General features: G+C 63.4%; 24 protein-coding genes. 11 read left to right on the top strand and 13 right to left on the bottom strand.

Annotation, left to right across the window (positions count from 1 at the left end):
* Window positions 1–53: 53 nt before the first annotated feature.
* The gene (locus tag M1D68_RS13245) at window positions 54–1,619 is read right to left on the bottom strand and encodes a sensor domain-containing diguanylate cyclase (protein ID WP_457966996.1); all 1,566 of its coding nucleotides are present in this window, start codon (window positions 1,617–1,619) and stop codon (window positions 54–56) included.
* A 128-nt stretch (window positions 1,620–1,747) separates the two neighbouring features.
* Between M1D68_RS13245 and M1D68_RS13240 the strand changes: the two genes are divergently transcribed.
* The gene (locus tag M1D68_RS13240) at window positions 1,748–2,206 is read left to right on the top strand and encodes a metallophosphoesterase family protein (RefSeq protein WP_457966994.1); all 459 of its coding nucleotides are present in this window, start codon (window positions 1,748–1,750) and stop codon (window positions 2,204–2,206) included.
* 10 nt (window positions 2,207–2,216) lie between these two features.
* Here M1D68_RS13240 and M1D68_RS13235 read toward each other — a convergent pair whose 3' ends face one another.
* Genes M1D68_RS13235 through M1D68_RS13225 form a run of 3 tightly spaced genes read right to left on the bottom strand, consistent with a single transcriptional unit; the run spans window position 2,217 to window position 5,275 of the window.
* Window positions 2,217–3,119 (bottom strand): sugar phosphate isomerase/epimerase family protein, encoded by a 903-nt coding sequence (locus tag M1D68_RS13235; protein ID WP_457966992.1) that lies wholly within the window; start codon window positions 3,117–3,119, stop codon window positions 2,217–2,219.
* Window positions 3,120–3,162: 43 nt separating this feature from the next.
* A complete protein-coding gene (locus tag M1D68_RS13230) occupies window positions 3,163–4,332 on the bottom strand; it encodes a Gfo/Idh/MocA family protein (RefSeq protein ID WP_457966990.1) in 1,170 nt (389 codons plus the stop codon).
* 19 nt (window positions 4,333–4,351) lie between these two features.
* Complete coding sequence (locus M1D68_RS13225) at window positions 4,352–5,275, bottom strand: TIM barrel protein (protein WP_434605877.1); 924 nt, start codon at window positions 5,273–5,275, stop codon at window positions 4,352–4,354.
* A 128-nt stretch (window positions 5,276–5,403) separates the two neighbouring features.
* On the opposite strand from M1D68_RS13225, the gene M1D68_RS13220 reads away from it, so the two are divergent.
* The 9 genes from M1D68_RS13220 (at window position 5,404) to M1D68_RS13180 (ending at window position 15,809) form a co-directional block, all read left to right on the top strand.
* On the top strand, window positions 5,404–6,459 hold the full coding sequence (locus M1D68_RS13220; protein ID WP_457966988.1) for a LacI family DNA-binding transcriptional regulator: 1,056 nt from the start codon (window positions 5,404–5,406) through the stop codon (window positions 6,457–6,459).
* Window positions 6,460–6,758: 299 nt separating this feature from the next.
* A complete protein-coding gene (locus tag M1D68_RS13215; RefSeq protein WP_457966986.1) occupies window positions 6,759–8,063 on the top strand; it encodes a flavin-containing monooxygenase in 1,305 nt (434 codons plus the stop codon).
* Entirely contained in the window at window positions 8,063–8,473 is a 411-nt protein-coding gene (locus M1D68_RS13210) for a RidA family protein (RefSeq protein ID WP_003201555.1), read from the top strand. Before M1D68_RS13215 ends, M1D68_RS13210 begins: the two co-directional genes overlap by 1 nt.
* A gap of 10 nt (window positions 8,474–8,483) precedes the next feature.
* The gene (locus M1D68_RS13205; RefSeq protein WP_457966982.1) at window positions 8,484–9,158 is read left to right on the top strand and encodes a DUF1028 domain-containing protein; all 675 of its coding nucleotides are present in this window, start codon (window positions 8,484–8,486) and stop codon (window positions 9,156–9,158) included.
* Window positions 9,151–10,320 carry an acetylornithine deacetylase gene (gene argE, locus M1D68_RS13200; RefSeq protein ID WP_457966980.1) on the top strand — a complete coding sequence of 390 codons (1,170 nt, stop codon included), beginning with the start codon at window positions 9,151–9,153 and terminating at the stop codon, window positions 10,318–10,320. Before M1D68_RS13205 ends, argE begins: the two co-directional genes overlap by 8 nt.
* Before the next feature lie 15 nt (window positions 10,321–10,335).
* Window positions 10,336–11,829, top strand: coding sequence for an aldehyde dehydrogenase (locus M1D68_RS13195; RefSeq protein WP_457966978.1), 1,494 nt, complete (start codon window positions 10,336–10,338; stop codon window positions 11,827–11,829).
* A 64-nt stretch (window positions 11,830–11,893) separates the two neighbouring features.
* Window positions 11,894–13,336 carry an APC family permease gene (locus tag M1D68_RS13190; protein ID WP_457966976.1) on the top strand — a complete coding sequence of 481 codons (1,443 nt, stop codon included), beginning with the start codon at window positions 11,894–11,896 and terminating at the stop codon, window positions 13,334–13,336.
* Entirely contained in the window at window positions 13,336–14,718 is a 1,383-nt protein-coding gene (locus M1D68_RS13185) for an aspartate aminotransferase family protein (protein WP_457966970.1), read from the top strand. Before M1D68_RS13190 ends, M1D68_RS13185 begins: the two co-directional genes overlap by 1 nt.
* Before the next feature lie 74 nt (window positions 14,719–14,792).
* The gene (locus M1D68_RS13180; RefSeq protein ID WP_434564110.1) at window positions 14,793–15,809 is read left to right on the top strand and encodes an ABC transporter substrate-binding protein; all 1,017 of its coding nucleotides are present in this window, start codon (window positions 14,793–14,795) and stop codon (window positions 15,807–15,809) included.
* 193 nt (window positions 15,810–16,002) lie between these two features.
* Here M1D68_RS13180 and M1D68_RS13175 read toward each other — a convergent pair whose 3' ends face one another.
* The 5 genes from M1D68_RS13175 to M1D68_RS13155 all read right to left on the bottom strand — a co-directional run bounded on the left by M1D68_RS13175 (window position 16,003) and on the right by M1D68_RS13155 (window position 20,922).
* A complete protein-coding gene (locus tag M1D68_RS13175) occupies window positions 16,003–16,914 on the bottom strand; it encodes a LysR family transcriptional regulator (RefSeq protein ID WP_420763830.1) in 912 nt (303 codons plus the stop codon).
* A 220-nt stretch (window positions 16,915–17,134) separates the two neighbouring features.
* A complete protein-coding gene (locus M1D68_RS13170; protein ID WP_434558966.1) occupies window positions 17,135–18,337 on the bottom strand; it encodes an NAD(P)/FAD-dependent oxidoreductase in 1,203 nt (400 codons plus the stop codon).
* Between the two features lie 324 nt (window positions 18,338–18,661).
* A complete protein-coding gene (locus tag M1D68_RS13165; protein WP_420763832.1) occupies window positions 18,662–19,036 on the bottom strand; it encodes a response regulator transcription factor in 375 nt (124 codons plus the stop codon).
* Window positions 19,037–19,136: 100 nt separating this feature from the next.
* Window positions 19,137–19,787: a response regulator transcription factor gene (locus M1D68_RS13160; protein WP_420763833.1), complete on the bottom strand. Its 651-nt coding sequence runs from the start codon at window positions 19,785–19,787 to the stop codon at window positions 19,137–19,139.
* Complete coding sequence (locus M1D68_RS13155) at window positions 19,747–20,922, bottom strand: sensor histidine kinase (protein ID WP_457970719.1); 1,176 nt, start codon at window positions 20,920–20,922, stop codon at window positions 19,747–19,749. The genes M1D68_RS13160 and M1D68_RS13155 overlap by 41 nt, the downstream gene beginning before the upstream one ends.
* A 389-nt stretch (window positions 20,923–21,311) precedes the next feature.
* Between M1D68_RS13155 and M1D68_RS13150 the strand changes: the two genes are divergently transcribed.
* Window positions 21,312–22,253, top strand: coding sequence for a LysR family transcriptional regulator (locus tag M1D68_RS13150; RefSeq protein WP_434558962.1), 942 nt, complete (start codon window positions 21,312–21,314; stop codon window positions 22,251–22,253).
* Between the two features lie 19 nt (window positions 22,254–22,272).
* Here the strand turns inward: M1D68_RS13150 and M1D68_RS13145 are convergent, their stop codons facing one another.
* From M1D68_RS13145 to pdxR, 4 genes are all read right to left on the bottom strand, one after another.
* Window positions 22,273–23,292 (bottom strand): GlxA family transcriptional regulator, encoded by a 1,020-nt coding sequence (locus M1D68_RS13145; RefSeq protein ID WP_457966961.1) that lies wholly within the window; start codon window positions 23,290–23,292, stop codon window positions 22,273–22,275.
* Between the two features lie 113 nt (window positions 23,293–23,405).
* On the bottom strand, window positions 23,406–23,810 hold the full coding sequence (locus M1D68_RS13140) for a cupin domain-containing protein (RefSeq protein WP_457966959.1): 405 nt from the start codon (window positions 23,808–23,810) through the stop codon (window positions 23,406–23,408).
* A gap of 144 nt (window positions 23,811–23,954) precedes the next feature.
* On the bottom strand, window positions 23,955–24,248 hold the full coding sequence (locus M1D68_RS13135; protein WP_420763837.1) for a putative quinol monooxygenase: 294 nt from the start codon (window positions 24,246–24,248) through the stop codon (window positions 23,955–23,957).
* 112 nt (window positions 24,249–24,360) lie between these two features.
* The gene (gene pdxR / locus M1D68_RS13130) at window positions 24,361–25,794 is read right to left on the bottom strand and encodes a MocR-like pyridoxine biosynthesis transcription factor PdxR (protein ID WP_457966957.1); all 1,434 of its coding nucleotides are present in this window, start codon (window positions 25,792–25,794) and stop codon (window positions 24,361–24,363) included.
* Window positions 25,795–25,809: the final 15 nt, after the last annotated feature.

The raw sequence follows: 25,809 nt of genomic DNA, 5'->3' as shown, positions 1-25,809 counted from the left end.
GCCGGATCGGCACCTGTGCAAGCCTGTGTCGGGGGAAATGAGCCGATACGCGGTCAGCCCTGGGCGGCGCCGATGCTGCACCAGCGGTTGCGCCCGGTGTTCTTCGCCAGGTACAGGAACGCGTCGGCGGCCTTGATCAACATGGCGGGGCTCACGTCCTCATTGCTCGGCTGGCAGGTGTTGATGCCCGCGCTGATGGTGACGATGCCCAGGGGATGATCGCCATGCTCGATGTTCAGGGCCCTGACGGCTTCGAGGATTTGTTGCGCGACCTGGGCGGCGCCAGTGCTGTCGGTGTTGGGCAGCAACACCGTGAATTCCTCGCCGCCGTAGCGGACCGCCAGGTCCCCGGGCCGCTTGATCGTCTGCCCGATCGCGCCGGCAATCGCCCGCAGGCAGTCGTCGCCGGCGGCATGGCCGTACTTGTCGTTGAAGCGTTTGAAGTAGTCGACGTCGAGCATGATCAGGGCCAGGGACGAACCCTGGCGCTTGGCCAGGCGCAGCTCATCGGCCAGGGCGCTGTCTAGCCGCCGACGGTTGCCCAGGCCGGTCAGGCTGTCGGTCAGGGCCATGTCCCGCATGGCTTGGTGGGCGCTGCGGATCTGCTTTTCCATGGTCATGCGGTAGCGCAGCTGGCTCAACACGATGAGCCCGAAACCCACCAGGATGGCGATCAGGAATATCAGCACCAGGCTGGTCTTGAACAAGTCCCGGCGCCACGGGGCGACGATCGATTCGCGGGACAAACCGGCTTCCACCACCAGCGGGTAGGTGGTCAGGGCCCGGTAGCCGTACAAGCGTTCGGTGTCGTCGACGACCGCCCGGGCTTCGGCCACGCCCTGGTTGGAGGTTGGCAGGTGCTCACGGAAGATCACGCTGTTGACCAGGCTCTTGCCGATCACCGAGGCGACGAAGGGCCGTCGTACCAGGATCGTGCCACTGCGCAATGCGAGCACCAGCGCGCCTTTGTCGTCGATCTTGAAGTCACCGTAATAGTCGACGAAATAGCTGACCTTGACGGTCCCGAGCATCACGCCGGCGAAAGAGCCGTCGGGGTTGTTCAAGCGGCGCGAGACAGGAATGATCAAGTCGTCGGTGGAACGACTCTTGATCACTTCGCCGATACGCACGCCACGGTCCTGGTGGGTGCGGTGGTACTGGAAGTAGTCTCGATCGGCGTTGTTCGCCATTTCCGGTATCACGTCCTTGTCTGTCGCCAGCCATTGACCGTCCGGGCCGTAGATAAACAAGCCGTGCAGTTGCGGCATGATCGCGGCTTGCTGGATGAGCAGCTTGTGGATACGCGCAATGTCCATGTTTTGCAGCCCGTCGCCTTCCACTCGTTCGGCAAGGGCGGCGGTGAGCACGTCCACTTGGCGGATGGCGTCTTCGGCGTGTTGGGCGGTCGCCCTCGCCAGGTTGGTGACCGAGTCGCGGGCGGAAGCGAAGGCCGCGCGATAATCGCGCCATGTGCGCCAGCCCTCGACGGCCAGGAAGGCCATGACGACCACGAGCATGAAACTGACCGTCAGCCGAAACGCCGCCCCGGCTCGCACAGCCTGCGGGAACGCTTGATCGGGGCTTTCAATCCTGGGCTCTGGCTGTTTGCGTCCGAGCATTGGCTTATCCTTCTACACGACGGGTCCGTGCGCTTGCAGCGCACAGCCTATCCTATTCCATTTCAGCACGTTAGCTAACTGCGACGAGGCCTATACAGCCGATGGCACACGGCACAAGGGGAAGGTTCATGAAAGTTGGCGTCATATCCGACACCCACGGCTTGCTGCGCCCCGAAGCGTTGGACGCGCTGCAAGGCTGCGAGAGGATCATTCATGCCGGTGATATCGGCAGCCCGCAGATCCTGGAAGCCCTGACATCCATCGGCGAGCTGTACGTGGTACGTGGGAACAACGACCTGGAGGCCGACTGGGCGGGACAGATCGCCGATCAGTTGCAATTCGACCTGGGCGGGTGGCAGGTGCTGTTGGTCCATGACATCGCCGATGTGCCGGCGACGCTCGATCCAGCTGTAAGGGTGGTGATCACCGGCCATTCCCACAAGCCGCTGATCGACTGGCGTGGCGAGCGGCTCTACCTCAACCCCGGCAGCGCCGGCCGGCGGCGGTTCAAGTTGCCGGTGACGCTGGCGTTGCTGGAGGTCAGCGAGCAGGGGATCGAGCCGCGGATCGTGCCGTTGCTACCGTGACAGGCCTGAGTTACCTGAAGTATTTGTCGACGTAGGACTGGATCTCCTGGCGCATGAAACGCCCGGATTCATCGGCCCGTTCCTCCCAGCCGAACACACACGCCGTGACGATGCCGTCGAAGCCGGTCTTCGCCAGTTCGCCAAAGAACAGGTCCCAGTCGATCTCGCCCTGGTGCATGTCCATGTGCTGATGCACCGTCACCTTGGCTCCGGGTGGGTTGACGATATAGCGCAGGCCGGACGAGGCCTTGTGGTTGTAGGTGTCGGCAATGTGGACATGGGTGATCATCGACCCGGCTTCAGCGATCATGGCTTGCATGTCATCGCCGAAGTAGAACGTGTGGGGGGCACAGTACAAAAACTTCACGTTGTCTGAACCGACGGTCTTGAGCTTGTCCAGGGCCGGCTGAAGGGTCTCGCACCAGTCCTCCGGATGCGGCTCGACGTTGAGGGTTACGCCTTCGGATTCGAGAATCGGCACCAGCTCTTCCATCGAGCGCCACCAGGCCGCTTCGCTCGACTCATGACTGTGCATGCCGCCACAGCAGCTGACCTTGTGCCCGCGATCGGGCGACGGCCCGCGACCAAACTCCGAGTTCATCGTCGTACACCCCATCTCCACGGCAACCTGGATCGCTTCCTTCCAGTAGTTCACCGCCGCCCGGCGTTCGTCCTCGTGGGGGCTGGCCCAGCGGTACATCGGCAGCAGCGACGCCAGTTGCAGGTCATGGTCGCGCAGGGCTTTCTTGAATTCGGTGATGCGTTCCTTGTGGGCGCGAGGGCGAACCCACCACGGCAGGAAATCTTCACGCGGCGACAGTTCCAGGTATTGGTAGCCGAGCTCGGCGGTCTTGCGGCACAGGTCCGGCAGGCTCAGGTGGCGGTGCATGTAGGGATCGAGGGCGATTTTCATTGTTGTTCTCCGTTGATCAACATTGGTTACCTGTGGCAGCAGGTTAATAGGCGATCCAGGTTGAATCGTTGTTGGCCGATTCCACGCAGCGCTCCACCCAGCGCACGCCGTCCACGCCGGCGTCGATGTCGGGATAGCGCAGCGCGGCCAGCATTTGGGCGTCGCCACGGTTGGCGGCGTCCATGGCGAGGGCGAAGCGGCGATAGAGATTGGACCAGGCCTCGAACAGCCCTTCGGGATGACCGCCACCGATGCGGTCGTCCAGCAAGGCGTCGTCGTGCAGATAGCCCATGCCGCGCTCCAGGGTTTGCGCGGGCTGGCCCTGGATCTCGAAACTGAGCTGGTTGGGGCGCTCATCCCACCATTCCAGGCTCGCCCGGGACCCGATCACGCGGATTTTCTGGCCGTGCATGGAACCGGCATTCACCGCGCTGGACCAGACCATGCCCATCGCGCCGCTTTCGTACTCCATCAAGGTGTAGGCGTTGTCCTCCAGCGGCGCGCGGCTGGCGACGAAGCTCTGCCGGCTGCACATCAAGCGCTTGATCTTGAGCTCGGGCAGCATCACCTTGGACAGATACAACGGATGCGTACCGACATCCCCCAGCACATAACTGGGCCCGGCCTGGCGCGGGTCGACGCGCCATTGCGTCGCCTGGCTCTGGGCCTCTACCGGCGCGCTGTGAAAACCGTGGGCGAACTGCATGTGCACCATGCGAATCTCCCCCAGCTCCTCGGCTGCAATCATTGCCCGCGCCTGTTCGATCAACTGGTGGCCGGCGTAGCCGTAGGTCAGGCCGACGATACGGCCCCGGGACCTGGCCAGGGTCCGCAACGCCTCGGCTTCGTCGAGGGTGAAGCACAGCGGTTTCTCGCAAACCACATGCAAGCCGGCTTCCAGGGCGGCGCGGGTGATGGCGTAGTGCGTGCCGTTGGGGGTGGCGATCGACACCGCCTCGATGCCGTCGGGCCGCTGTGCTTCCAGCTCGAACAAGCTCAGGTAGTCCGGATAACAGCGCGCCGGGTCGATCCCCAACGCTTCGCCGAAGGCCTGGCCACGGCCCGGATCGATGTCCAGCGCACCGGCGACCAGTTCGAAGTTGCGATCGCGCAGGGCGGCCGAGCGGTGGATGTAACCGATCTGGCTGTGCTCGCCGCCGCCGACCATGGCCCAGCGCAGGGGCCGTCCAAGGGTTTTGCTGCCATTGATCATGAGTGTTGTCCTCCTTTGGTCAGAAGCCGATGCCGGCCAGATAGGCGCGGCTGGCCGCCACGTCGTCCAGGCTGGTGGCGGCGTTGCGCGGGTCGCGTTCCTGTTCGACGGTAATCGCGCCTTGGTAGCCGAGCTCACGCAGCAGGCCATGCAGGGCCGGGTAGTCGATGGCACCGCGTCCTATCGGGCACATCACGCCCCGGGCACAGGCGGCGAAGAAGCGGATGCGCTCGTTCAGCACCTGGTCGAAGACCGCCGGGTCTATGTCTTTGAAGTGCAGGTAGTCCAAGCGATGGGCGTAGGTGCGCAGCGATGCGAGCGGGTCCATGCCGGCGTAGTAGAGGTGCCCGGTGTCCAGGCACAACCCGGCAATGTCGTGGGGGATGTCATCCACCAGCCGCGCCAGCTCATCGGCGAATTCGATGTAGCCGCCCGCGTGAGGATGGATGACGGCGCGGATGCCATAGGTGTCCCAGGCGAGGGCGGCGATGGCGCGGATGTGCGCCATCATCGCGTTCCAGTGCGCGTCGTCCAGGCGTGGCGCGCGGTCCGAATGGCCGGCCGCGTAGTCGCGTTCGTCGTGGCCCCAGTCGATGATCACCAGGTAGGGCCCGCCGAAGCGCTGGCCGGGCTGGGGTTTGAAGGGCGGCAGTTGTTTGAGCGAGCCGCAGATGGCGTGGGTCTGGCGCAGCAGTTCGGGCAGATTGGCTGGGTTTACCAAGTCATCGAAAATCGTTCCCGCGACGATGTGCAGGCCGTGCTCCGACAGTGCTGGATTGAGGATTTCCGCCTCCAGCGGCAGATAACCATAGGGCCCCAGCTCGATGCCGCGATAGCCCGCATCGGCGGCTTCGCGCAGCACCCGTCGCCACGGTGGCAGAAACGCGTTCTTGATGTCGTCGACGCCCCAGCAGCAAGGCGCCGTGCAGATGTGGATCGCCATTTGAAGCACTCCGGCTGTGTTGTTGTTTTTGTCTTGGGCTGATGCTATTGCCTCGTTGCGGAGCGGGCCATGGGGAGATGGCTTAATGTGTCAGAACCCCTCATGATGGCGAAAAGAGGTGTCAAGACATGTCAAAGCAGCCACGCCGAAAATTGCGCCCCACCATGGCCGATGTCGCCCGGGAAGCCGGTGTGAGCCTGTCGACGGTGGACCGGGTGCTGAACCTGCGCGCCGACGTGCGTGCCGACACCGCCCAGCGCATCGCGGCAGCGGCGGGGCGCTTGGGCTTCCATGCCAAGGGGGTGATCGAGCAGCGTGTGCTCAACGACCGTCCCACCCTGCGTCTGGGGTTCCTGTTGCAGAAAAGCGGGGTGCCGTTCTATCAGGGGCTGGCCCACGCCCTGTCAAACGCCGCCGCCACCTGCACGCGAGCGCGGATTCGCGTGGTCATTGGTTACCTGGACGACCTTGATCCGGTCAACGTGGCCCAACGCATCCTCGCCTTGCGTGACCAGGTGGACGGCCTTGGCGTGGTGGCGGTCGATCACCCCAAGGTGCGTGAGGCGGTGGCCCAATTGCGCGCGACAGGCATATTGGTCGTGGCGCTGCTCTCGGAACTGTCCAGCGGCGCCGGCACTGGTTACGCCGGCCTCGACAATCGCCTCACGGGACGCACCGCCGGTTGGTTCATCAGCCGCCTCGCCAGGCAGCCCGGGCCAGCGGCGGTCATGCTCAGCAGCCAGCGTTTCCAATGCCAGGAATTGTGCGAATTGAGCTTTCGCAGCTACTTGGCGGAGCAAACCGGCGAATGGGAGCTGCTCGCCTCGCGCCTGACCCTGGAGGACGACGAGTTTGCCTATGGCAACACCGTCGACCTGCTTACGGCAGAACCCGACCTGGCAGGGCTTTACGTGGCCGGCGGCGGCATCGCCGGGGTATTGCGCGCCCTGTGCAGCCTTCAGCAGCAACAGCTGCGCCTGCCCGTCGTGGTGTGCCATGACCTGACGCCGCTGACCCGGGAGGCGTTGAAAACCGGATTGGTCCAGGCGGTGCTCTCCCACCCGGTGACCACCCTGGCCGAAGAAGCCGTGGATGCTCTGGTCGAAGCCGCGACGGCCACGTCGGTGGGGCCGGTGGCGAGGCGGGTGGTGGCGTTGCAAGTGGATGTTCCGGAAAGCGTCTAGGCTCGGTACGAAATGTATCCGCACTCACCCATACAGCGTTGAAACGGGGCTGGCCTTCGCGCGAACACATTTCAAACAGACCCTGGGACACCCGCGCGCGCTGATCCAGCCATTCGTTCCCCAACCAGTTTTTTCCTTCCCAGCCACAACAAAAACCCTCGTTTCGTAAATTCCCGCCTGCCAACACAATCGCCTCGACAGCTTGTTTCGATAGCTGCAATCGCAGAACAACAAGAAACCGGAACCCGAGGCGGCGACACGCCGACTTGAGCCAAACCCTCTGCCGGAAGTGCCAAGACATGCCCGTTGAAACCCTACGCATCGATACGCTTGTAATAGGCGCCGGCCAGGCCGGCGTCGCCATGAGTGAACATTTGAGCCGCCAAGGCGTGCCGCATCTGGTGGTGGAGCGCGACCGCATCGCCGAGGCCTGGCGCACGGCGCGCTGGGACTCGCTGGTCGCCAACGGCCCGGCCTGGCATGACCGCTTTCCTGGGCTGGAATTCGACGGCCTGGATCCCGATGCGTTCGCCTCCAAGGACCAGGTGGCCGAGTACTTCGAAGCCTACGCCCGCAAGTTCAACGCGCCGATCCGCACGGGTGTGGAAGTGCGCAAGGTCGAGCGCACTGTCGGTCGCCCAGGTTTTACTATTGATACCTCCGACGGTGTGATCGAAGCCACTAACGTGGTGGTCGCCACCGGGCCCTTCCAACGTCCCGTCATCCCGCCCATCGCGCCGCAGATGCCTGCGGTCACCCAGATTCACTCGGCGCAATACCGCAACCCCGGGCAGTTGGCCGAAGGCGCCGTGCTCGTGGTGGGGGCGGGGTCGTCGGGGGTGCAGATCGCCGATGAATTGCAGCGGGCCGGCAAGCAGGTTTACCTCTCTGTCGGTGCCCATGATCGTCCGCCACGCGCCTATCGCAATCGGGATTTCTGCTGGTGGCTCGGGGTGCTGGGCGAGTGGGATGCCGAGGCGGTCAAGCCGGGCAAGGAGCACGTGACCATCGCTGTGAGTGGCGCCCGGGGCGGCCACACCGTGGATTTCCGCCGGCTGGCCCACGAGGGCATCACGCTGGTGGGCCTGACCCGAGCGTTCAACGGCCACGTAGTGAGTTTCGAATCCAACCTTGCCGAAAACGTCGCCCGTGGCGATGAAAACTACCTGGCGTTGCTCGACGCCGCCGATGCCTATATCGAGCGCAATGGCCTGGACCTGCCGCCCGAGCCCGAGGCGCGCCGGCTATTGCCCGATCCTGAATGCATGACCCATCCGATCCTTGAGCTGGACCTGGTCGAGGCGGGTGTCAGCACCATCATCTGGGCCACCGGGTACTCGGTGGATTACAGCTGGCTGAACGTCGATGCGTTCAAAGCCGATGGCAAGCCTCGGCATCAGCGTGGAGTCTGCAGCGAGCCTGGCCTCTATTTTGTCGGCCTGCCTTGGCTGTCGCGCCGGGGGTCGGCGTTCATCTGGGGCGTGTGGCACGACGCCCGGCATATCACCGACCACATCGTCAAACAGCGCACGTATCTCGACTACCGCGATGCATCCCAGCGCATTTCGCCACCTTTGAAAACCAGCCTGACGGGAGTTCGTTGATGCCTACTCACACTCGCATCCGCATGTTCAACACCAAGGACACCTACCCCAACCAGACCCTGGACAACGACCTGTGCCAGGCCGTGCGCGCGGGCAATACCGTTTACGTCCGTGGGCAGGTCGGCACCGATTTCAACGGCCAGCTGGTGGGCCTCGGCGATCCGCGGGCCCAGGCCGAACAGGCCATGCGCAACGTCAAGCAACTGCTGGAAGAAGCCGGCAGTGACCTGAGCCACATCGTCAAGACCACCACCTACCTGATCGACCCGCGCTACCGCGAGCCGGTGTACCAGGAGGTCGGCAAATGGCTCAAGGGCGTGTTCCCGATTTCCACCGGGCTGGTGGTCAGCGCCCTCGGCCAGCCGCAATGGCTGATGGAAATCGATGTGATCGCGGTCATCCCCGAATAAGGAGCACGACATGACGTTTTCCATCGTCGGACGCTGCGCCGAAACCGGCCAGTTGGGCATCGCCATCAGCTCGTCGAGCATTGCCGTCGGCGCCCGTTGCCCCTGGCTGCGGGCAGGGGTTGGCGCGGTGTCGAGCCAGAACATCACATTGCCTGCGCTGGGCCCGCAGATCCTCGACGAATTGGCCGCCGGTTCGGTGGCCCAAGAGGCGCTGGACCGTGCCCTGGGACGCAACGGCTACAGCGAGTATCGCCAGGTGGCCGTGGTGGATGCCCAGGGGCGCACGGCGGTTTTCAGCGGTCGCCACGCGTTGGGCGTCCATGGCGCCGGGGTCGGCGAACAGTGTGTGGCGGCCGGCAACCTGCTGGCGGGCGACGGGGTCATTGCCGCAATGGTCACGGCATTCGAACAGGGTGAGGGCAGCCTCGCGTCCCGCCTGTTGAGCGCGTTGCAGGCGGGACAGGCCGCAGGCGGAGAAGCCGGGGCGGTGCACTCGGCGGCGTTGTCGGTGGTGGATGACCTGACCTGGCCAATCGTCGATCTACGGGTCGATTGGGCGGATGAAAATCCCATCGGCGAATTGGAAAAACTCTGGCTCGCCTATCAGCCGCAGTTGCAGGACTACCTCACTCGCGCCCTCGATCCAACCCAGGCGCCCAGCTACGGGGTGCCGGGCGATGAGTGAGTTGCGCAGCCGTGCATTACTCGCCGAGCTGGTGGGCTTTGCCACGGTCAGCCGCGATTCGAACCTGGCGTTGATCGAGTTCGTTCGCGATTACCTGCACGGCCTGGGCGTGACCAGCGAGCTGATCTACAACACGGAACGGACCAAGGCCAACCTGCTTGCGAGCATCGGCCCGTCGGTGCCGGGCGGCGTGGTGTTGTCCGGGCACACTGATGTAGTGCCAGTGGACGGGCAAGCCTGGACCGCGGAGCCGTTCCGCCTTAGCGAGCGGGACGGCAAGTTGTTCGGACGCGGTACGGCGGACATGAAAGGCTACCTGGCCTCGGTGCTGGCTGCGGTGCCGACATTCCTGTCCAGCCCGTTGAAGCGTCCTGTACACCTGGCGTTCTCTTATGACGAAGAAATCGGTTGCCTGGGCGTGCGCGGCCTGCTGGAAGTCCTGCCGCAACGCGTCCCGCAACCGGCCTTGTGCCTGATCGGCGAGCCCACCGAGCTGCGACCGGTGTTGGGCCACAAGGGCAAGTTGGCGATGCGTTGCCACGTCAAGGGCGCGCCTTGTCATTCCGCCTATGCGCCTTACGGGGTCAACGCCATCGAACAGGCGGCGCGCTTGATCGGCCATCTGGGTGAGATCGGTGCGGAGCTGGCCGAGCCCTCACGACACGATCCGCGTTTCGACCCGGCGTATTCGACCGTACAGGTCGGCGTGATCGAGGGCGGCACGGCATTGAACATTGTCCCGGCCGATTGCCGCTTCGATTTCGAGGTGCGCGCCTTGCCGGACTTCGCCCCGCAGGCAGTGGTCGAGCAGTTGCGCGATTACGCCGAACAGACGCTGCTGCCCAGGATGCAGGCAGTAAACACCGACACCGCCATTCGTTTCGAACCCTTGTCCGCTTACCCGGGCCTGGCGACCTCGCCGCACAGCGCGGCCGCGCGCCTGGTGGCCCGGCTGTGCGGCAACGACGGTTTCGGCACCGTGGCGTTCGGCACCGAGGGCGGGCTGTTCCACCAGGCCGGCATCCCAACGGTGGTGTGCGGCCCCGGCAGCATGGACCAAGGCCACAAACCCGACGAATACGTGAGCGTCGAGCAAATGGCTGCCTGCGATCGCTTGATGGACCGCCTGGCGGTTTACCTCAGCGAACCCAATGACGTTTGATCCAAGGAAATACCCGTGAACGAATTCAATGATTGGAAGGCGCGTGCCGCTCAAGTGCGCCTGTGCGACAGCGCCCTGATCGACGGCGAGCCCCACGAAGCCCTCGATGGCGCCCGATTCGAAGTGATCAACCCCGCCAACGGCGTGTTGCTCGCCAATGTCGTGGCCTGCGCTGAACCGGAAGTGGACCTTGCCGTGAAAAGCGCACGCAAGGCATTCGAGCAGGGCCCTTGGGCGCGCATGGCGCCCAGCGAGCGCAAGGCCGTGTTGTTGCGTTTGTCTCAGTTGATGCTGGCTCATCGCGAGGAACTGGCGCTGCTGGATTGCTTGAGCATGGGCAAACCGGTCATGGATGCCTGGAACATCGACGTGCCGGGTGCCGCCCATGTGTTTGCCTGGTATGGCGAAAGCCTCGACAAACTCTACGACCAGGTCGCGCCCTCGGCGGCGAACGTCCTCGCCACGATTACCCGCGTTCCGCTCGGCGTGATTGCGGCGGTGGTGCCGTGGAACTTTCCGTTGGACATGGCGGCCTGGAAAGTCGCGCCAGCGTTGGCGGCGGGCAACAGTGTCGTGCTCAAGCCGGCGGAGCAATCGCCGTTTTCGGCCCTGCGCCTGGCTGAACTGGCCCTCGAGGCAGGCGTGCCACCGGGTGTGCTCAACGTCGTGCCGGGCCTGGGCGAGCAGGCCGGGCGGGCGCTCGGCTTGCACCCGAACGTCGATTCGCTGGTGTTCACCGGATCGACCGAAGTCGGTAAATATTTCATGCAGTACTCGGCCCGATCGAACCTCAAGCAGGTCTGGCTGGAGTGCGGTGGCAAGAGCCCGAACCTGGTGTTTGCCGATTGTCAGGACCTCGACCTGGCGGCGCGCAAAGCCGCGTTCGGAATCTTCTTCAACCAAGGCGAAGTGTGCTCGGCCAACTCGCGGTTGTTGGTCCAACGGTCGATTCACGACGCGTTCGTAGAACGCCTGGTGGAACAGGCTCGCCTGTGGCAACCCGGCAATCCGCTGGACCCGGCGAGCCCTGCCGGCGCTATCGTCGATGCGCGTCAGACCGCGAGGGTCATGCAATACATCCAGCAGGCCAGGGCTGAAGGCGCACGCCTGGTGTGTGGGGGACGCCAACTGAACATCGATGGGTCGAGCAATTTCATCGAACCGACGATCTTCACCGACGTGCGCCCAACCATGCAATTGGCCCGTGAAGAGGTGTTCGGGCCGGTGCTGGCAATCAGCGTGTTCGATGACGAAGAGCAGGCCGTCGCCATGGCCAACGAACACATCTACGGCCTGGCGGCCTCCGTGTGGACCGACGACCTGAACCGGGCCCACCGTGTGGCGCGGCGTTTGAACGCGGGCACGGTGTCGGTCAATACCGTGGACGCCCTCGACGTCACCGTGCCCTTTGGCGGCGGCAAGCAATCGGGCTTCGGACGCGATCTGTCGCTGCACGCCTTCGACAAATACACACAACTGAAGACCACCTGGATCCAGCTGCGCAGCTGACCGCGGTCCAGGTCGTCGTTCGCAATCGATTTGTTCTCCCTAAAAAAAGAAAACGGAGCAACCGATGGACAGTTCCTCAAGCGTGCCGCTACAAACCGTTACGCCATCGCAGGTCGGCCCCCGCAAACGGCTGGGCCTGGGCGCCTTGTTGGCCGTCGCCGTGGGCCTGGTGGTTTCCCAGGGCGTCATGGTGCTGATGCTGCAAGGGGCCGGGATCGCCGGGCTGGGCTTCGTGATTCCGTTGGCCTTGGCCTGGCTGTTGGCCCTGAGCTACGCCTGTTCGTTTTCCGAACTGGCCTTGATGATTCCCCGCGCAGGCAGCCTGAGCAGTTACACCGAAGTCGCCATTGGCCAGTTCCCGGCGATCCTGGCGACGTTTTCCGGTTATGTGGTGGTGGCGATGTTTGCCCTGTCGGCGGAATTGCTGCTGATGGAGTTCATCATCGACAAGGTCTACCCGCACTCGATGCCGCCGTTGAGTGTCGCGGTTGGCGTGCTGTGCCTGTTCACTGTGCTCAACCTGTTCAACATCGACATTTTCTCTCGGCTTCAAACGGTGTTGGCCCTGGTCATGACGGTGATGCTGTTGGTCATGGGCCTCGGCGCCTTGGCGAGCGATGGGGCAGGCAGCGTATCGACGTTGGTGGCGGCTACGGGCTGGAACCCCATGGGCCTCGGTGTCATTGCCCTGACCGCGATGGCGGTGTGGGGATTTGTCGGGGCCGAATTCGTCTGCCCACTGGTCGAGGAAACCCGCCGTCCGGAACGCAACATCCCGGCCTCGATGATGATTGGCCTGACGGTGATCCTCGTCATTATCTGCCTGTATTGCCTGGGCGCTTTGCTCACCGTTCCCCAGGCTGAGCTCGCCAGCAATGGCTTGCCGCACTATTTGTTCGCGACTTCGGTGTTCGGCGAGGCCGGGCAGGTATTCCTGGTGACCGCCGCCATCACCGCAACGTGCAGTACGCTGAACAGTTCCCTCGCTGCCATACCGCGCATGTTGTTGGGCATGGCCCGTAGCGGCCAGGCGTTCGGCATCTTCAAGCGCCAGGGCAAGCGCAGCGGTGCTCCTTGGGTGGCGGTGCTGTTCGTGGCGCTGGTTACCGGCTTGCCGCTGCTGCTGATGCACGACACGCCCGACGCCATCAACCTTTTGCTTCTGGCGGCGGCCCTGGCCTGGCTGCTGGCCTACGTCATCACTCACATCAACGTGATTGCCCTGCGGCGCCGCTATCCCCATGTTCACCGGCCGTTTCGCACGCCGTTCTACCCGGTGCCGCAGCTGTTCGGCATCGCCGGCATGCTCTTTGCCATCTGGCACGTGTCCCCCAGCCCTGAAATGACTGTTCCGATCTTCGCCAGCGCTGGCGCGGTGCTGGGCATCGTTTCGCTGATCGCGCTGGTGTGGGTCAAGTGCGTGATGGGCAAACCGCTGTTCAAGCCCGAGCCGCTGGCGTCTGTCCAGGGCACCGAAACCGACAAGATCAACAAAGGAGACCTTTAATGAACGCGCCATTGAACCCGAACCGCAGCACCCGCGAATATCAGGCGCTGGATGCGGCGCACCACATCCATGCGTTTCTCGACCAGAAAGCCCTCAATGCCGAAGGGCCACGGGTCATCGTCCGTGGCGAAGGGCTGGCGCTCTGGGACAACGATGGCAAGCGTTATCTGGACGGCATGTCGGGCCTTTGGTGCACCAACCTGGGCTACGGGCGCCAGGACCTGGCGGCAGCGGCCAGCCGTCAGTTGGAGCAATTGCCGTACTACAACATGTTCTTCCACACCACCCATCCGGCCGTGGTGGAGCTGTCCGAGCTGCTGTTCAGCCTGCTGCCGGATCATTACAGCCACGCCATCTACACCAACTCCGGCTCCGAGGCCAACGAGGTGCTGATTCGTACCGTGCGCCGCTACTGGCAGATCCTCGGCAAGGCGCAGAAGAAAATCATGATCGGTCGCTGGAACGGCTATCACGGCTCGACCCTGGGCGCGTCGGCGCTGGGCGGCATGAAGTTCATGCACGAAATGGGCGGGGTGATTCCGGATGTCGCGCACATCGACGAGCCGTACTGGTTCGCCCACGAAGGTGACCTGACCCCAGCCGAGTTTGGCCTGCGGGCGGCCCGGCAGTTGGAAGAGAAAATCCTCGAACTGGGCGCCGAGAATGTCGCGGCGTTCGTGGCCGAACCCTTCCAGGGGGCCGGCGGCATGATTTTTCCGCCAGAGAGCTACTGGCCGGAAATCCAACGCATCTGCCGGCAGTACGATGTATTGCTGTGCGCCGACGAAGTCATCGGTGGCTTCGGTCGTACCGGCGAATGGTTCGCCCATGAGTATTTCGGCTTCGAGCCCGACACATTGTCCATCGCCAAGGGCCTGACCAGCGGCTACATCCCCATGGGTGGCCTGGTCCTGTCCAAACGCATGGCCGAAGTGTTGGTGGAGCAGGGCGGCGTGTTCGCCCACGGCCTGACTTATTCCGGACACCCGGTGGCGGCCGCGGTGGCGATTGCCAACCTAAAGGCCCTGCGCGACGAGGGCATCGTGACACGGGTCAAGGACGACACGGGGCCGTATTTGCAACGGTGCCTGCGGGAAACGTTCGACGGGCACCCGCTGATCGGCGAGATCCAGGGCGCCGGCATGGTCGCGGCCCTGCAACTGGCCGAAGACAGGAACAGCCGCAAGCGCTTTGCCAACGAAAACGAAATGGCCTGGCAATGCCGCACCTTCGGCTTCGAGGAGGGCCTGATCATTCGCTCCACCTTGGGCCGGATGATCATGGCCCCGGCGCTCGTGGCCAGCCATGCCGATATCGATGAACTGGTCAACAAGACCCGTATTGCTGTAGACCGCACCGCCCGCGCTTACGGTCGCCTCTGAGTCCGTCGCCGGCTCGTGCGGGCGAGCCGGCATTTTCGAGGAACCGATTCATGTCCAGATCCTTGCGTTACAACATGGCGTGTGCCCTGGCGTTGCTGAGTACCAGCGTCCTGGCCGCGCCACAAAGCCTGACCGTGATTTCATTCGGCGGCGCCACCAAGTTGGCCCAGGACAAGGCCTACTTCCAACCCTTCAACGCCAGCGGTGCGGGAAACATCGTGGCCGGCGAGTACAACGGCGAGCTGTCGAAGATCAAGGCGATGGTCGCGGCCGGGCATACCAGTTGGGATGTGGTCGAAGTGGAGAGCCCCGAACTGCTGCGTGGTTGCGAGGAAGGCTTGTTCGAAAGACTCGACCCGGCGGCCATAGGGAAGCCTGCGGATTTCGTTCCGGGAGCGCTCACTGAGTGCGGCGTGGCCACGTACGTCTGGTCGATGGTCCTGGCCTATGACCAGAGCAAGCTCGCCAAGGCACCCACCTCCTGGGCCGATTTCTGGAACGTGACCGAATACCCGGGCAAGCGTGGGTTGCGCAAGGGGGCCAAGTACACCCTGGAAATCGCCTTGCTGGCGGACGGCGTCAAGACAGAAGATGTGTACAAGGTCTTGAATACGCCGGAAGGCGTGGCGCGGGCATTTGCCAAGCTGGACCAGATCAAGCCGAATATCCAGTGGTGGGAGGCGGGCGCCCAGCCGGCGCAATGGCTGGTGGCCGGGGATGTGGCGATGAGCGCAGCCTACAACGGTCGCATCGCCTCGGCGCAGAAAGAGGGCATGAAACTGAGCATCGTCTGGCCGCAAAGCCTGTATGACCCGGAATATTGGGCGGTGGTGAAAGGCACGCCAAACAAGGCCTTGGCGGAGAAATTCATTGCCTTCGCCAGCCAGCCGCAGACCCAGAAAGTCTTCTCGGAGAACATCCCCTACGGACCGGTGCATCGCCAGACACTGGGCCTGCTGCCCGCTGAAGTCCGCGAGCAACTGCCCACCGCCGAGGCCAACCTGGCACAGGCGCAAGCGGTGGACGCGGAGTTCTGGGTCGACCATGGCGAAGAGCTGGAACAGCGCTTCAACGCCTGGGCGGCTCGCTAGTATCCAACCTAATATCGAACCGCTCTTGTGGCGAGGGAGCTTGCTCCCGCTGGGGTGCGAAGCACCCCCTTTACCCTGCGATCGCGGTGTAGCAGGTGGACCGCGTCAGGTTTTTGGGGCTGCTGCGCCCGAGGCGTCGGACCGGCCCAGCGGGAGCAAGCTCCCTCGCCACGGAGGTATGAGGCTCGCCGGTCTACGCCAGCCATTCCCCGAACTGCTCCTTGCAGTAATCCACGAACAACTGCGCCGGCTTGGTCAGGTGCGCGCGCTTGAGCCAGCCGGCCACCAGGGCCGAACCGGTTACGTCCTCGGCGATGCTGACACACACCACGTCCTGTCCGTCGTAGGTGCAGCTCGATTGCGGGCGGGTCACCAACACGGCGAAACCAAATCCCTGGCCGACCATGCCGCGCACCATTTCGATGGAGGGCGAGCTGAAGACGATGTTTGGCGTCAGGCCCAGCTCCTCGAAAATACTGACGAAGTAGGTGCGGCTGGGCTGCACATCCAAGAGGATCATCGGTTCAAGCGCCAGGTCGCGAAGCGATACCTGGGATTGATTGGCAAAGCGGTGTCCGGCCGGCAGCAGTGCGTACGGCCGTTGCGGTGCCGTGAGCGCTTCGGTTTCGATCGTGCTGTCGAGATCGTGCTCATAAAAAATCGCCAGGTCGAAACGTCCACCGGTCAGGCCTTGAACCAACTCCTGCTGTTCGCCGTCCTGCACGCGGATCTCCACGCCAGGAAAACGCTCGCGAAAACCGGCGATCAGCCGTGGCAGGTAGAGTGGGGCGACGGTCTCGAAGCAGCCGATGTCGATCTGCCCGCTGACGACGTCATTGTCGGCCAACGCGTTCTGTTCGAATTCCCGGGCCATGCGCAGCAGCTCCTGGGCCTTTCGATAGAAACGCGCACCGGCCGGCGTCAGCGAGACGCCCTGGGCGTGATGACGGATCAACAACTGCACGCCGAAACTGTCTTCCAGGCCCTTGACCGCCGTGGCAATCGACGGTTGGGCGATATACAGCTTGCGGGAGGCTTCGGCGACGCTGCCACACTCCACGGTGGTGACGAAGTACTTCAACTGACGCAGGGAGTAGGACGCCACGGCACACCTCGGTCCGGATGATTTTGCCTACCTTACCGTGAGCCGCTTGCGCAGCGCGACGGGCGTTGCAACGGATTTTGCTAGGCAGTGGCGATATCCAGGCTGGCTTGTCGGACGGGCATAAAAAACGCCCGCCGAAAAAACCTTGGCAGGCGTTTGGGAAAGTCCGGCAGAGAAGGAGGGACTGGCCGGTTGGCGCGTGAGTTTCAGGGCATTGGGATCAGGCGACAGGGATCAATGGATCCGCGGCAGCCAGTGCGGTGGCGCGGTCGGCGGCGGGTGGGTAGATCCACACAGAGTTGATCTGGGTCTTGAGGTCCTTCGCTTCTTGTCCGACCAACTTGACCTGGCGATCCCAACCTTCGGTGTACACCGCGCCCCAGGCGCCCAGGTCCAGGCACGTCACGTACTTGGGTTGGCTGTAGGTCATCGGCGCGACGCCCAGCAGATCGGCTGCCACGTTGTTGCCCGCGTAGCGGCCCAGGGCGATGGCGTGCTGGCAGGACATCGCCGCGTAATTGCCAAGGTCGTCGGTGGCGGCGTAGGCCACGTCGCCGGTGGCGAAGATATCGCTCTGCCCGAGCACCTTCAGGGTCCCGTCGACATGCAGCCGGCCCTGGCGATCGTGGGTGCCGGGCACTTGTTCGGTCAGCGGGCTGGCGCGGAAACCGACGGTCCAGATGACGGTCCTGGATTCGATGCGCTGGCCGTCCGACAGCGTGACGCCGCCGGCATCCACCGATTCGACCGAGGCATTGAGCATCCACTCGATGCCAAGGTGGTCGGACGCTTCGATGATCGAAGGGCTGATTCCTTCGCCCAGCGCCGCACCGATTGTCGGCCCCCGGTCGACCACGATCACGCGGATATTGGCGTCGCTGCCCAGGACGGCGCGCAGGCGGGCGGGCATCTCAGTGGCGGTTTCGATCCCGGTGAACCCGCCGCCGGCCACCACCACGGTGTTGCGAGCGGGGCTGTCGGGCAGGGTTGCGAGGGATTTCAGGTGGGCTTCGAGGCGCGTCGCCTGTTCGATCTCATCGACGTCGAACGCATGCTCCAGCATGCCCTCAAGGTCGGGGCGAACCAGCTTGCTGCCCGCTGCCAGTACCAGCCGGTCATAGCCCAGCGTGCCTTGACCGCCAAACACGTCGCGATAGCCGACCTGCTTGCGGTTGACGTCGATGCTCTCGGCAAAGCCTTGGACGAAATTTACCCCGACCGCGTCGAACAACCCGGCCAACGGCGCCATCATGGTGTGGACGTCGGGTTCGTAGAAACGCGGGCGGATGCGCAACTCGGCCTGGGGCGCCAGGACGCTGATCTGTACGTCATTGCGATCATGCTGGTCGAGCAGGCGAGCCGCGCTGAGTGCGCTCCATACACCGCCAAAACCGGCGCCGACGATCAAGATTTGCTGTTTCATGAGGTGCTCCCGAAGACTGAGTCGATACGTTGAATTTGTTTGATGTTTCAGCGTGACCGTGTTGCGAAACGCCCGGAGGTGCTTGGCCTGATGGGGTGAATCATTAGGCGCATTCAGCTTCGGTTCGCTATTGGAAATGGTATTCGTCGGCGGGAGCCGCGGCACTTCTACATAGGGTCAGTGGCGGCATGCGTGGGTGTTAGGGGGGCTATACGAAGGTATTAAAATCGTTGGGTTGTGGATTTTCAGCAGCCACAGAACCATGCGCACCCCATTACGCTTGTGGGAGCGAGCCTGCTCGCGAAGAGGCCACTGCAACCGCCTTTACCCCTCGCCACCCATCACCGATTCAATGCAGGCAATCAACTCACCACAATCAAACGGCTTGGGAAAAACCGCCACCGGGCTCATCCCGCCCGAGCGGGTTCGCGGCGGTACGGCAGGCAGGCCCGTTATGAAAATAAGCGGAATCTCGATGCCGCGGGCACGAAGCTCATCGCACAGTTGAATCCCGGTCATCCCCGGCATCTGAATGTCCGACAGCAAGCAGGCTGTATTCACATAGCCAGCTGAAGACAAGAAATCGAGAGCACTGGGGTAAGTCTTGACGCGATAACCGTGGGAGCGCAGTAAACCATCCAATGCAACTCGAACCGATTCATCGTCATCGATAATTGAAATAATTGCGGTGTCGGACATTTCGAAACCTGGCAGTAATGTCAGGACGCCATAAAGGCGTCCCTATCACTGCAAGATACGCGGTACAAAAGCCGCGCCTAGTATACGTGGGTATGAACTTTCACTGACCGCGCCCCGGGTCCAATGCCTGGGCCATGCGCACTAGCTCGGCAAACGAGCGCGCGCCCATCTTGCGCATGGCCTGGCCGCGATGAATCTTGACGGTGATTTCGCTCAAGCCGATCTGCCCGGCAATCTGTTTGTTCATCAACCCCGACGCAGCCAGGAGCATCACTTGGCGTTCCCGGGCGGTGAGGCTGGCGTGGCGGTCCTGGAGCGCCTTTTGGCTGTGCTCGGCCTCGCGACGCAGGCGGTCGCGCTGGTGGGCGGTGGACACCGCATCGATCAGGTCCTGTTCACGAAACGGCTTGGTCAGGAAGTCCACTGCGCCGGCTTTCATGGCCCTTACCGTCATGGCGATATCGCCATGGCCGGTCATGAACACGATGGGCAGGTGAACGTCGGCGCTCGCCAGCTGTTGCTGGAAGTCGAGGCCGCTGGTGCCGCGAAGGCGCACATCCAGCAGCAGGCAACTGGGCCCGTCGGCGCGTGGATGGCGCATGAAGTCTGCCACCGAGTCGAACAGCTCGACCCGCAGGCCGATGGACCGTAGCAGACTGCGGAGCGCTTGGCGTAACGACGCATCGTCATCGACCACGTAAACGATGGGCTCAGCGGTGAAGGCAGGGTTCGGGGTGTGGCTTGGGTTCATGGGCGGCGTCCTTGGCGGGGCGGGCAGAGGTTAGCAATGGCAACGAAAACGTGAACGAGGTGCCTTGGCCAGCCGCGCTGGCGGCCCAGATCCTGCCGTCATGGAAGTCGATGATGGAGCGGCAAATGGAAAGCCCGATGCCCAGGCCGTTTTCCTTGGTGGTGAAGAAGGGGGTGAACAAAGAAGGCAGGATTTCGTCGGAAATTCCGATACCGCGGTCCGCCACCTCCAATAGCACCTCGTGCTCCTGCGTCCAGGTGCGTATGCGCAGGATCCGATCGGGCGAGTCAATCGTTTCCATCGCCTGGCACGCATTGATGATCAGGTTGATGATCACTTGCTGCAGTTGCACCCGGTCGGCGTTGACCTGGCACGCCTTTGCCGCGAGGTTCGCCTTCAGGCTGATCTTGTGATGAGCCAACTGCTGGCGCACCAGGTTCAGCGACTCGTTGACGATGTCGTCCAGTAGCTCAGGCTGACGCAGAGGGTCGCATTTGCGCGCCATCGCTCGTGTACGATTGATGACTTCGCTGGCGCGACAGGCATTGGTGACGATCCGCTCCAGCGCGTCGAGGGCTTCCTTGAGGTCCGGAACCGGGCGATCGAGCCAGCGACGACAGGCCTCGCCGCTGCTGGTGATGGCGGTCAGCGGCTGGTTGACTTCATGGGCAATCGAGGCGGCCATCTCTCCCAGGGACGTCAGGCGCGTGACGTGGGCCAACTGGGCGTGGGCGCGGGACAACGCTTGCTCGGCGTGTTTGCTGGCGATCAGGGCGTTGATCAGGTAGGCCTGGTTGTGGCGCAGGCGGTCCGCGGCCTGCTTGCTGCGCAACGCGAGAAACGCAATGGCGGACAGGGCCGTCAGGCAACGAAAGAACCCAGTGATGGACTCCCAGCGGTGATAGCCACCGTTGTACGCAAACATCGCCGTCAGCAAAAACATGCACATCAGCGCTACGGTGATCACCAGGTTGATGGAAAACAGGTTCGCCGCCATCAGCAGCAAAGTGATGTACAGCAGCGTCGGCGCCAGGTCGGAATGGGTTTCGGAGTTGATGATGACAATCCCGCAGGCCACCACCAGGCCCACGGCCCAGCCCAGGGCGTTGACCACTGGGTGTGCGCTGATGCGCATCGTCGGCTCCCCGCCCATCGGGCAGGGGATGTACCGGAAGCTGTCATAGACACTCTTGAACATCGTGGCGGGTGTGGGCACGGCGCAGACCTTCTGTTGTCCGGTGCAGCCCGAGGAAACGGGGCATCGATTTCGGATCTTAGAAGTTGCCCTTGGCATCGGGTAGGACATAAATCCCTGAATTACTGCCAACCCCGGCCGGTTGTCGATGCATACCCACGTATCAATGGATCTACCCAAAGCGTGAGTCCGGTGTCCCCCAGTACAACAGACACCGGAGGGGCTCTGGCATAACCTTCCTGGTACGTCGTCGTTGTCCAACCGTGCAAACGGCCCGAGGCACGACGTTTCTTTGCTGACTCATTGGCCCTGTGCCTGGAATGGCTACCATGATGAACAGAAATGACCTGCGTCGTGCTGACATCAATCTGCTGGTTGTCTTCGAAACCATGATGCATGAGCGAAATGTCACACGTGTGAGCGAGAAGCTGTTTCTCGGGCAACCGACCATCAGTGCGGCCCTGGCCCGTTTGCGCTTGATGTTCGACGACCCGCTGTTCGTCAGGACCGGGCGGTTGATGGAGCCGACGTCTCGGGCCCGGGAGATTTTTTCCAACCTTTCACCCGCTTTGGACGGCATCGCCGCCGCCTTGAGTCGCTGCCAGGCGTTCGACCCTGGCACCAGCGAGGCAACGTTTCATATAGGCCTTTGCGACGATGTCGAGTACGCGCTGCTGCCGGATTTGCTGCGCCGCCTGCGGGTCGAGGCGCCGGGCACGACGTTGGTGGTGCGTCGCACCGATCAATGGCAGATGTGCCAGTTATTGGTCAGTGGGGAAATTTCCCTCGGTATCAGCCATACCCTGGAACTGCCGGCCAACGCCCGGCGCAAGGCGCTGCGCCCGATCCGGCCGATGCTGCTGCGGGCCGATTCGCGTCCCGGCGAGTTGACCCTGGACGACTTTTGCCGCCGGCCCCACGCCGTGGTTTCATCCATGGGCCACGTCATCGATGATTCGGACCGCGCGTTGAGCCTGGTAGGCCGGCAGCGGCGGGTGGTGCTGACGGTACCGCAATTCAGCGCATTGCCCGTGTTGTTGGATCGCAGCGACATGATCGCCATCGTGCCCGACTATGTGGCCCGGGCCATGGCGGCAGTCGCAGGCTTGCGGGCGGAGCCGGCGCCGGTCCAATTGCCTGAGCATGAGCTGTCGATGGTCTGGCGAGGTGCCTCCCATGATGATCCAGGCGAGCGCTGGCTGCGTTCTCGTTGCTGCGCGTTCATCGCCGAGCAGGCCCAGTCGGCGCCGCAAGCCCGGCGCGTGGCATGACGCGATCGCGCAAGCCTTCTCAAAGGGAAAACCGGTTGCGATATTCGCGCGGTGAGATCGACAGATGCCGCTGGAACGTTTGGCGCATCCGTTCCTCGTCGCCGAAGCCGCACGAGCGGGCGATCTGGTCGATGTTGCGCTCGGAGTCCTCCAACAACCTTCGCGCGGCTTCGAGGCGGAACATTTCGACGGCCTTGGCCGGCGTTCGTCCGGTCTGGCGCTTGTAGACCCGGGCAAAATTGCGCGGGCTCATCCGCGCCTGCCGGGCCAGACGCTCGATGGTCAGGTCGGCCTCGTCCAGGTGCTCGGCGAGCCAGGCGTGCAATTCATCGAACCCGGCGCTGTCCTGGGTCTGGGACAGCAACAATTGGCTGAACTGTGCCTGTCCACCGGGCCGCTTGAGAAACACCACCAGTTCCCGGGCCACTTGCAGGGCCACGTCGCGACCGCAGTCGGCCTCCACCAGCGCCAGGGCCATGTCGATGCCGGCGCTTACCCCCGCGGAGGTCCAGACCTTGTCCTGTTGGATGAAGATGGCGTCCAGGTCCACTTCGATCAATGGGAAACCGCTCTTGAGCATCTCGCACATGGCCCAATGCGTGGCGGCACGGCGGCCATCGAGCAAGCCGGCCTGGGCCATGAGGAAGGTCCCGCTGCACACCGACGCCGTGCGCCGGGCCCTGGTGGAGGCCGCGCGCAGCCAGTCCACCAGCTCGACACAGTCAATCATCGCCTGACGAATGTTCGGGGCACCGGGCACGATCAGCGTGTCGATGATGACGTCGTCGAACTGATGCAGGGACGCCGTCTCGACGACCAGGCCTTCAGCGGTCTGCATCAGCCCGCCGGCCAGGCTTGCGGTGTGCATCCGATAGCCCGGCCGGCCGCGTTCGGCCATGGCTTTGGTGGCGGCCCAGAACACGGTCTGGGCGCCGGTCAGGTCCAGAAGGCCCATTTGCGGATAGGCGAGGAACACCAACGCACGCGGTTGGGACATCGACTCGGCGGCGATGTGAATGTCATGGGTCATCTCGTTCATGGTCGCGTCGGCTCGGTAGGGCGCATTTTGAGGATAAAGGTTTCGGCCTGCCCCCCGCTTTCGCGAGCAGGCTCGCTCCCACCGGTAAGCGACGGTGGGAGCGAGGCCATGGGTCATTGCTTGAGCGGAATCAGCACCGCTTCGTTCTCACCCATCACCATGAACACCAAAAGCTTTGCCGATTGGGTGGCGCTGGCGTTCCTGGATACCAGATGCTCGGAACCGGCGGCTTCGTACCAGTACTCGCCAGCCTTGTAGGTGATGGCCGGCTCGCCCTTGACCTGGGACGTGACTGCGCCTTCGAGCACATAGGCCATGGCGGTGCCGTCATGCTTGTGGGCGATGGACGACTGGCCCGGTGCATAGTCGACGGTCAACATCATGGCTTTCTTGCCGGGCAGGTTTTTGAGCAGTTTTTCCTGGAGCACCTGAACGTTCTCCGACGGCGCGGTTTCGTGGGCGTAGAGCGGGACTATGGGAAGCAGGCTCAGGGCGGCGATCAAATAGAGCGTTTTCATGGGGCGGGACCTTTGTGGTATCGAGTGAGTTCGCGTTCACCCTAAGCCCCAAGGTGTCGGGGACAAACGTCCAATTTATTGAAAGACGAGTAGACCACGGTGGCGAGGGAGCAAGCTCCCTCGCCACGCCAGAGATGAGCCCATTCACACCACCGGGAAACTGTTGAAATCCACGCTGCGAGCCAGGCGGCTTTCGATCAGGCTGATGAAGCCCTGGACTTCGGGGCAGTTGAAATGCGCCTGCATCGCTGCTTCCGATTGCCAGCGGGCGCTGACGTTCCAGCGGTCGTTGTCTTGCGGGCAACGGTCGACCATATAGGCGTCGCAGCCTGGCGAGGCCCGCAGGGTTTCGACGATTTGCTGCAACTGCCGGCCCAGTTCTTCCGAGCGCCCGGCGGCGGCCTGCACCTGAACGGTATTGATCACTTGGCGAGACATTGTCCTGGCTCCTGAATCAAGTCGAACGGAATCTGATGACACCCAGGCAGGATAGGCCCGGCAAGACAAGGCTAAAACAGCCAATGGGCGGATAAATGCCCAGTCCAATCGGTCAGGCGACCTGCTGCAGGATGTCCCGCAGGCGATCGAAGGCGATATCAATGTCGAGCAGTTCGATGGCGCCAAAGCCCAGTATCAAGCCTGGACGCACCGGTGCCGCGGTAAAGAATCCGTCGAGGCTATAGAGCCCAACCTCGGCTTTCTTCGCCAATTCGATCACCAACGGCAGGTCGATCGGCACCTTGCCCAGCACCGCCATGTGAAAACCCGCTGTGGTGGGCACGGCCTCGAACCACGGTGACAGGTCATCGGCCAAGCGCGCCAGGATCCGCTCGCGCCGGCCGGCATACAGCGCGTGGCAGCGGCGGATGTGCTTGAGCAGGCAGCCCTCGGCGATGAACTTGGCCAGTGCCCATTGGGGCAGGGTGGAGGTGTGCTGGTCGGTAAGGCGCTTGGCGAGGATCACCGCCTCGAGAATCGCCGTCGGCAGGACGGCGTAGCCGAGCCGCAGCTCCGGCAGCAAGGTCTTGGAGAAGGTCCCGACGTACGCCACGATCCCGCGCTCGTCCATGCTTTGCAGGGAGTCGGTGGGCCGGCCTTCATAGCGGAACTCACTGTCGTAGTCGTCTTCGATGATGATCGCGCCCAGCTCATACGCCCGTGCCAGCAGCGCCTCGCGCCGGGGCTGGCTCATGGGCATGCCCAGGGGAAACTGGTGGGACGGCGTCACGTAGATCAACCGCGTGCCGTCGGGAATCATATCCACGCGCATGCCTTGCTCATCCACCGGCACCCCGGCCACCGTCGCGCCGTGGGATCCGAACAGCAGGCGTGCCGGCGGGTAGCCGGGATCTTCCATCGCCACCAGGCTGCCGGGGCGGGTCAGTACCCGGGAAATCAGATCGAGGGCCTGTTGCGCGCCGTTGCACACCACCACGTCGTCGTCCTGGCAGTTGACCCCACGGGAAAACGCGATGTGCCGGGCGATGGCATTGCGCAGCGCCGGCAATCCCTCGGGTTGGCTGTAGAAACCCTTGGCGGTGGCGATCTGGCGAAGGGCGTGGGCGGTGCAGCGACGCCAGTCATCCAGGGGAAACTGGCCCTTGCCGGTGGCGCCGCCGATGAAGTCATAGCGCAGCGCGCTTTCGGGCAGCGGATGGCGCAGCAGGTCCGGCATGTTGCGCCAGGTCTCGACCACGTCCGCCCCGGCCAGCTCACGGTGACTCTGCTTGCGCACGACGCTGGCCGGGCGCGCGTTGACATAGGTGCCCTTGCCGATGACGCCGGTGAGGAGATTTTCGTAGGTCAGTTGCGCATAGGTGTCGGAGACGGTCTTGCGCGAGATGCCCAACTGCTCGGCCAGCAGCCGGCTGGGTGGCAGTTGCGTGCCGGCCGCCAGCCGACCGCTCTCGATGGCGCTGCGCAATTGTCGGTACAACTGGCCCGCCAGGTCCTTGCGGCCGTTGATGACGACGTGAAGTTCCATACCTGCGGGCTCCCG

Source organism: Pseudomonas sp. R4-84, from assembly GCF_054130985.1.
The sequence above is the reverse complement of the archived record's forward strand: the minus strand, read 5'-3'. Positions and strand labels throughout refer to the sequence as shown.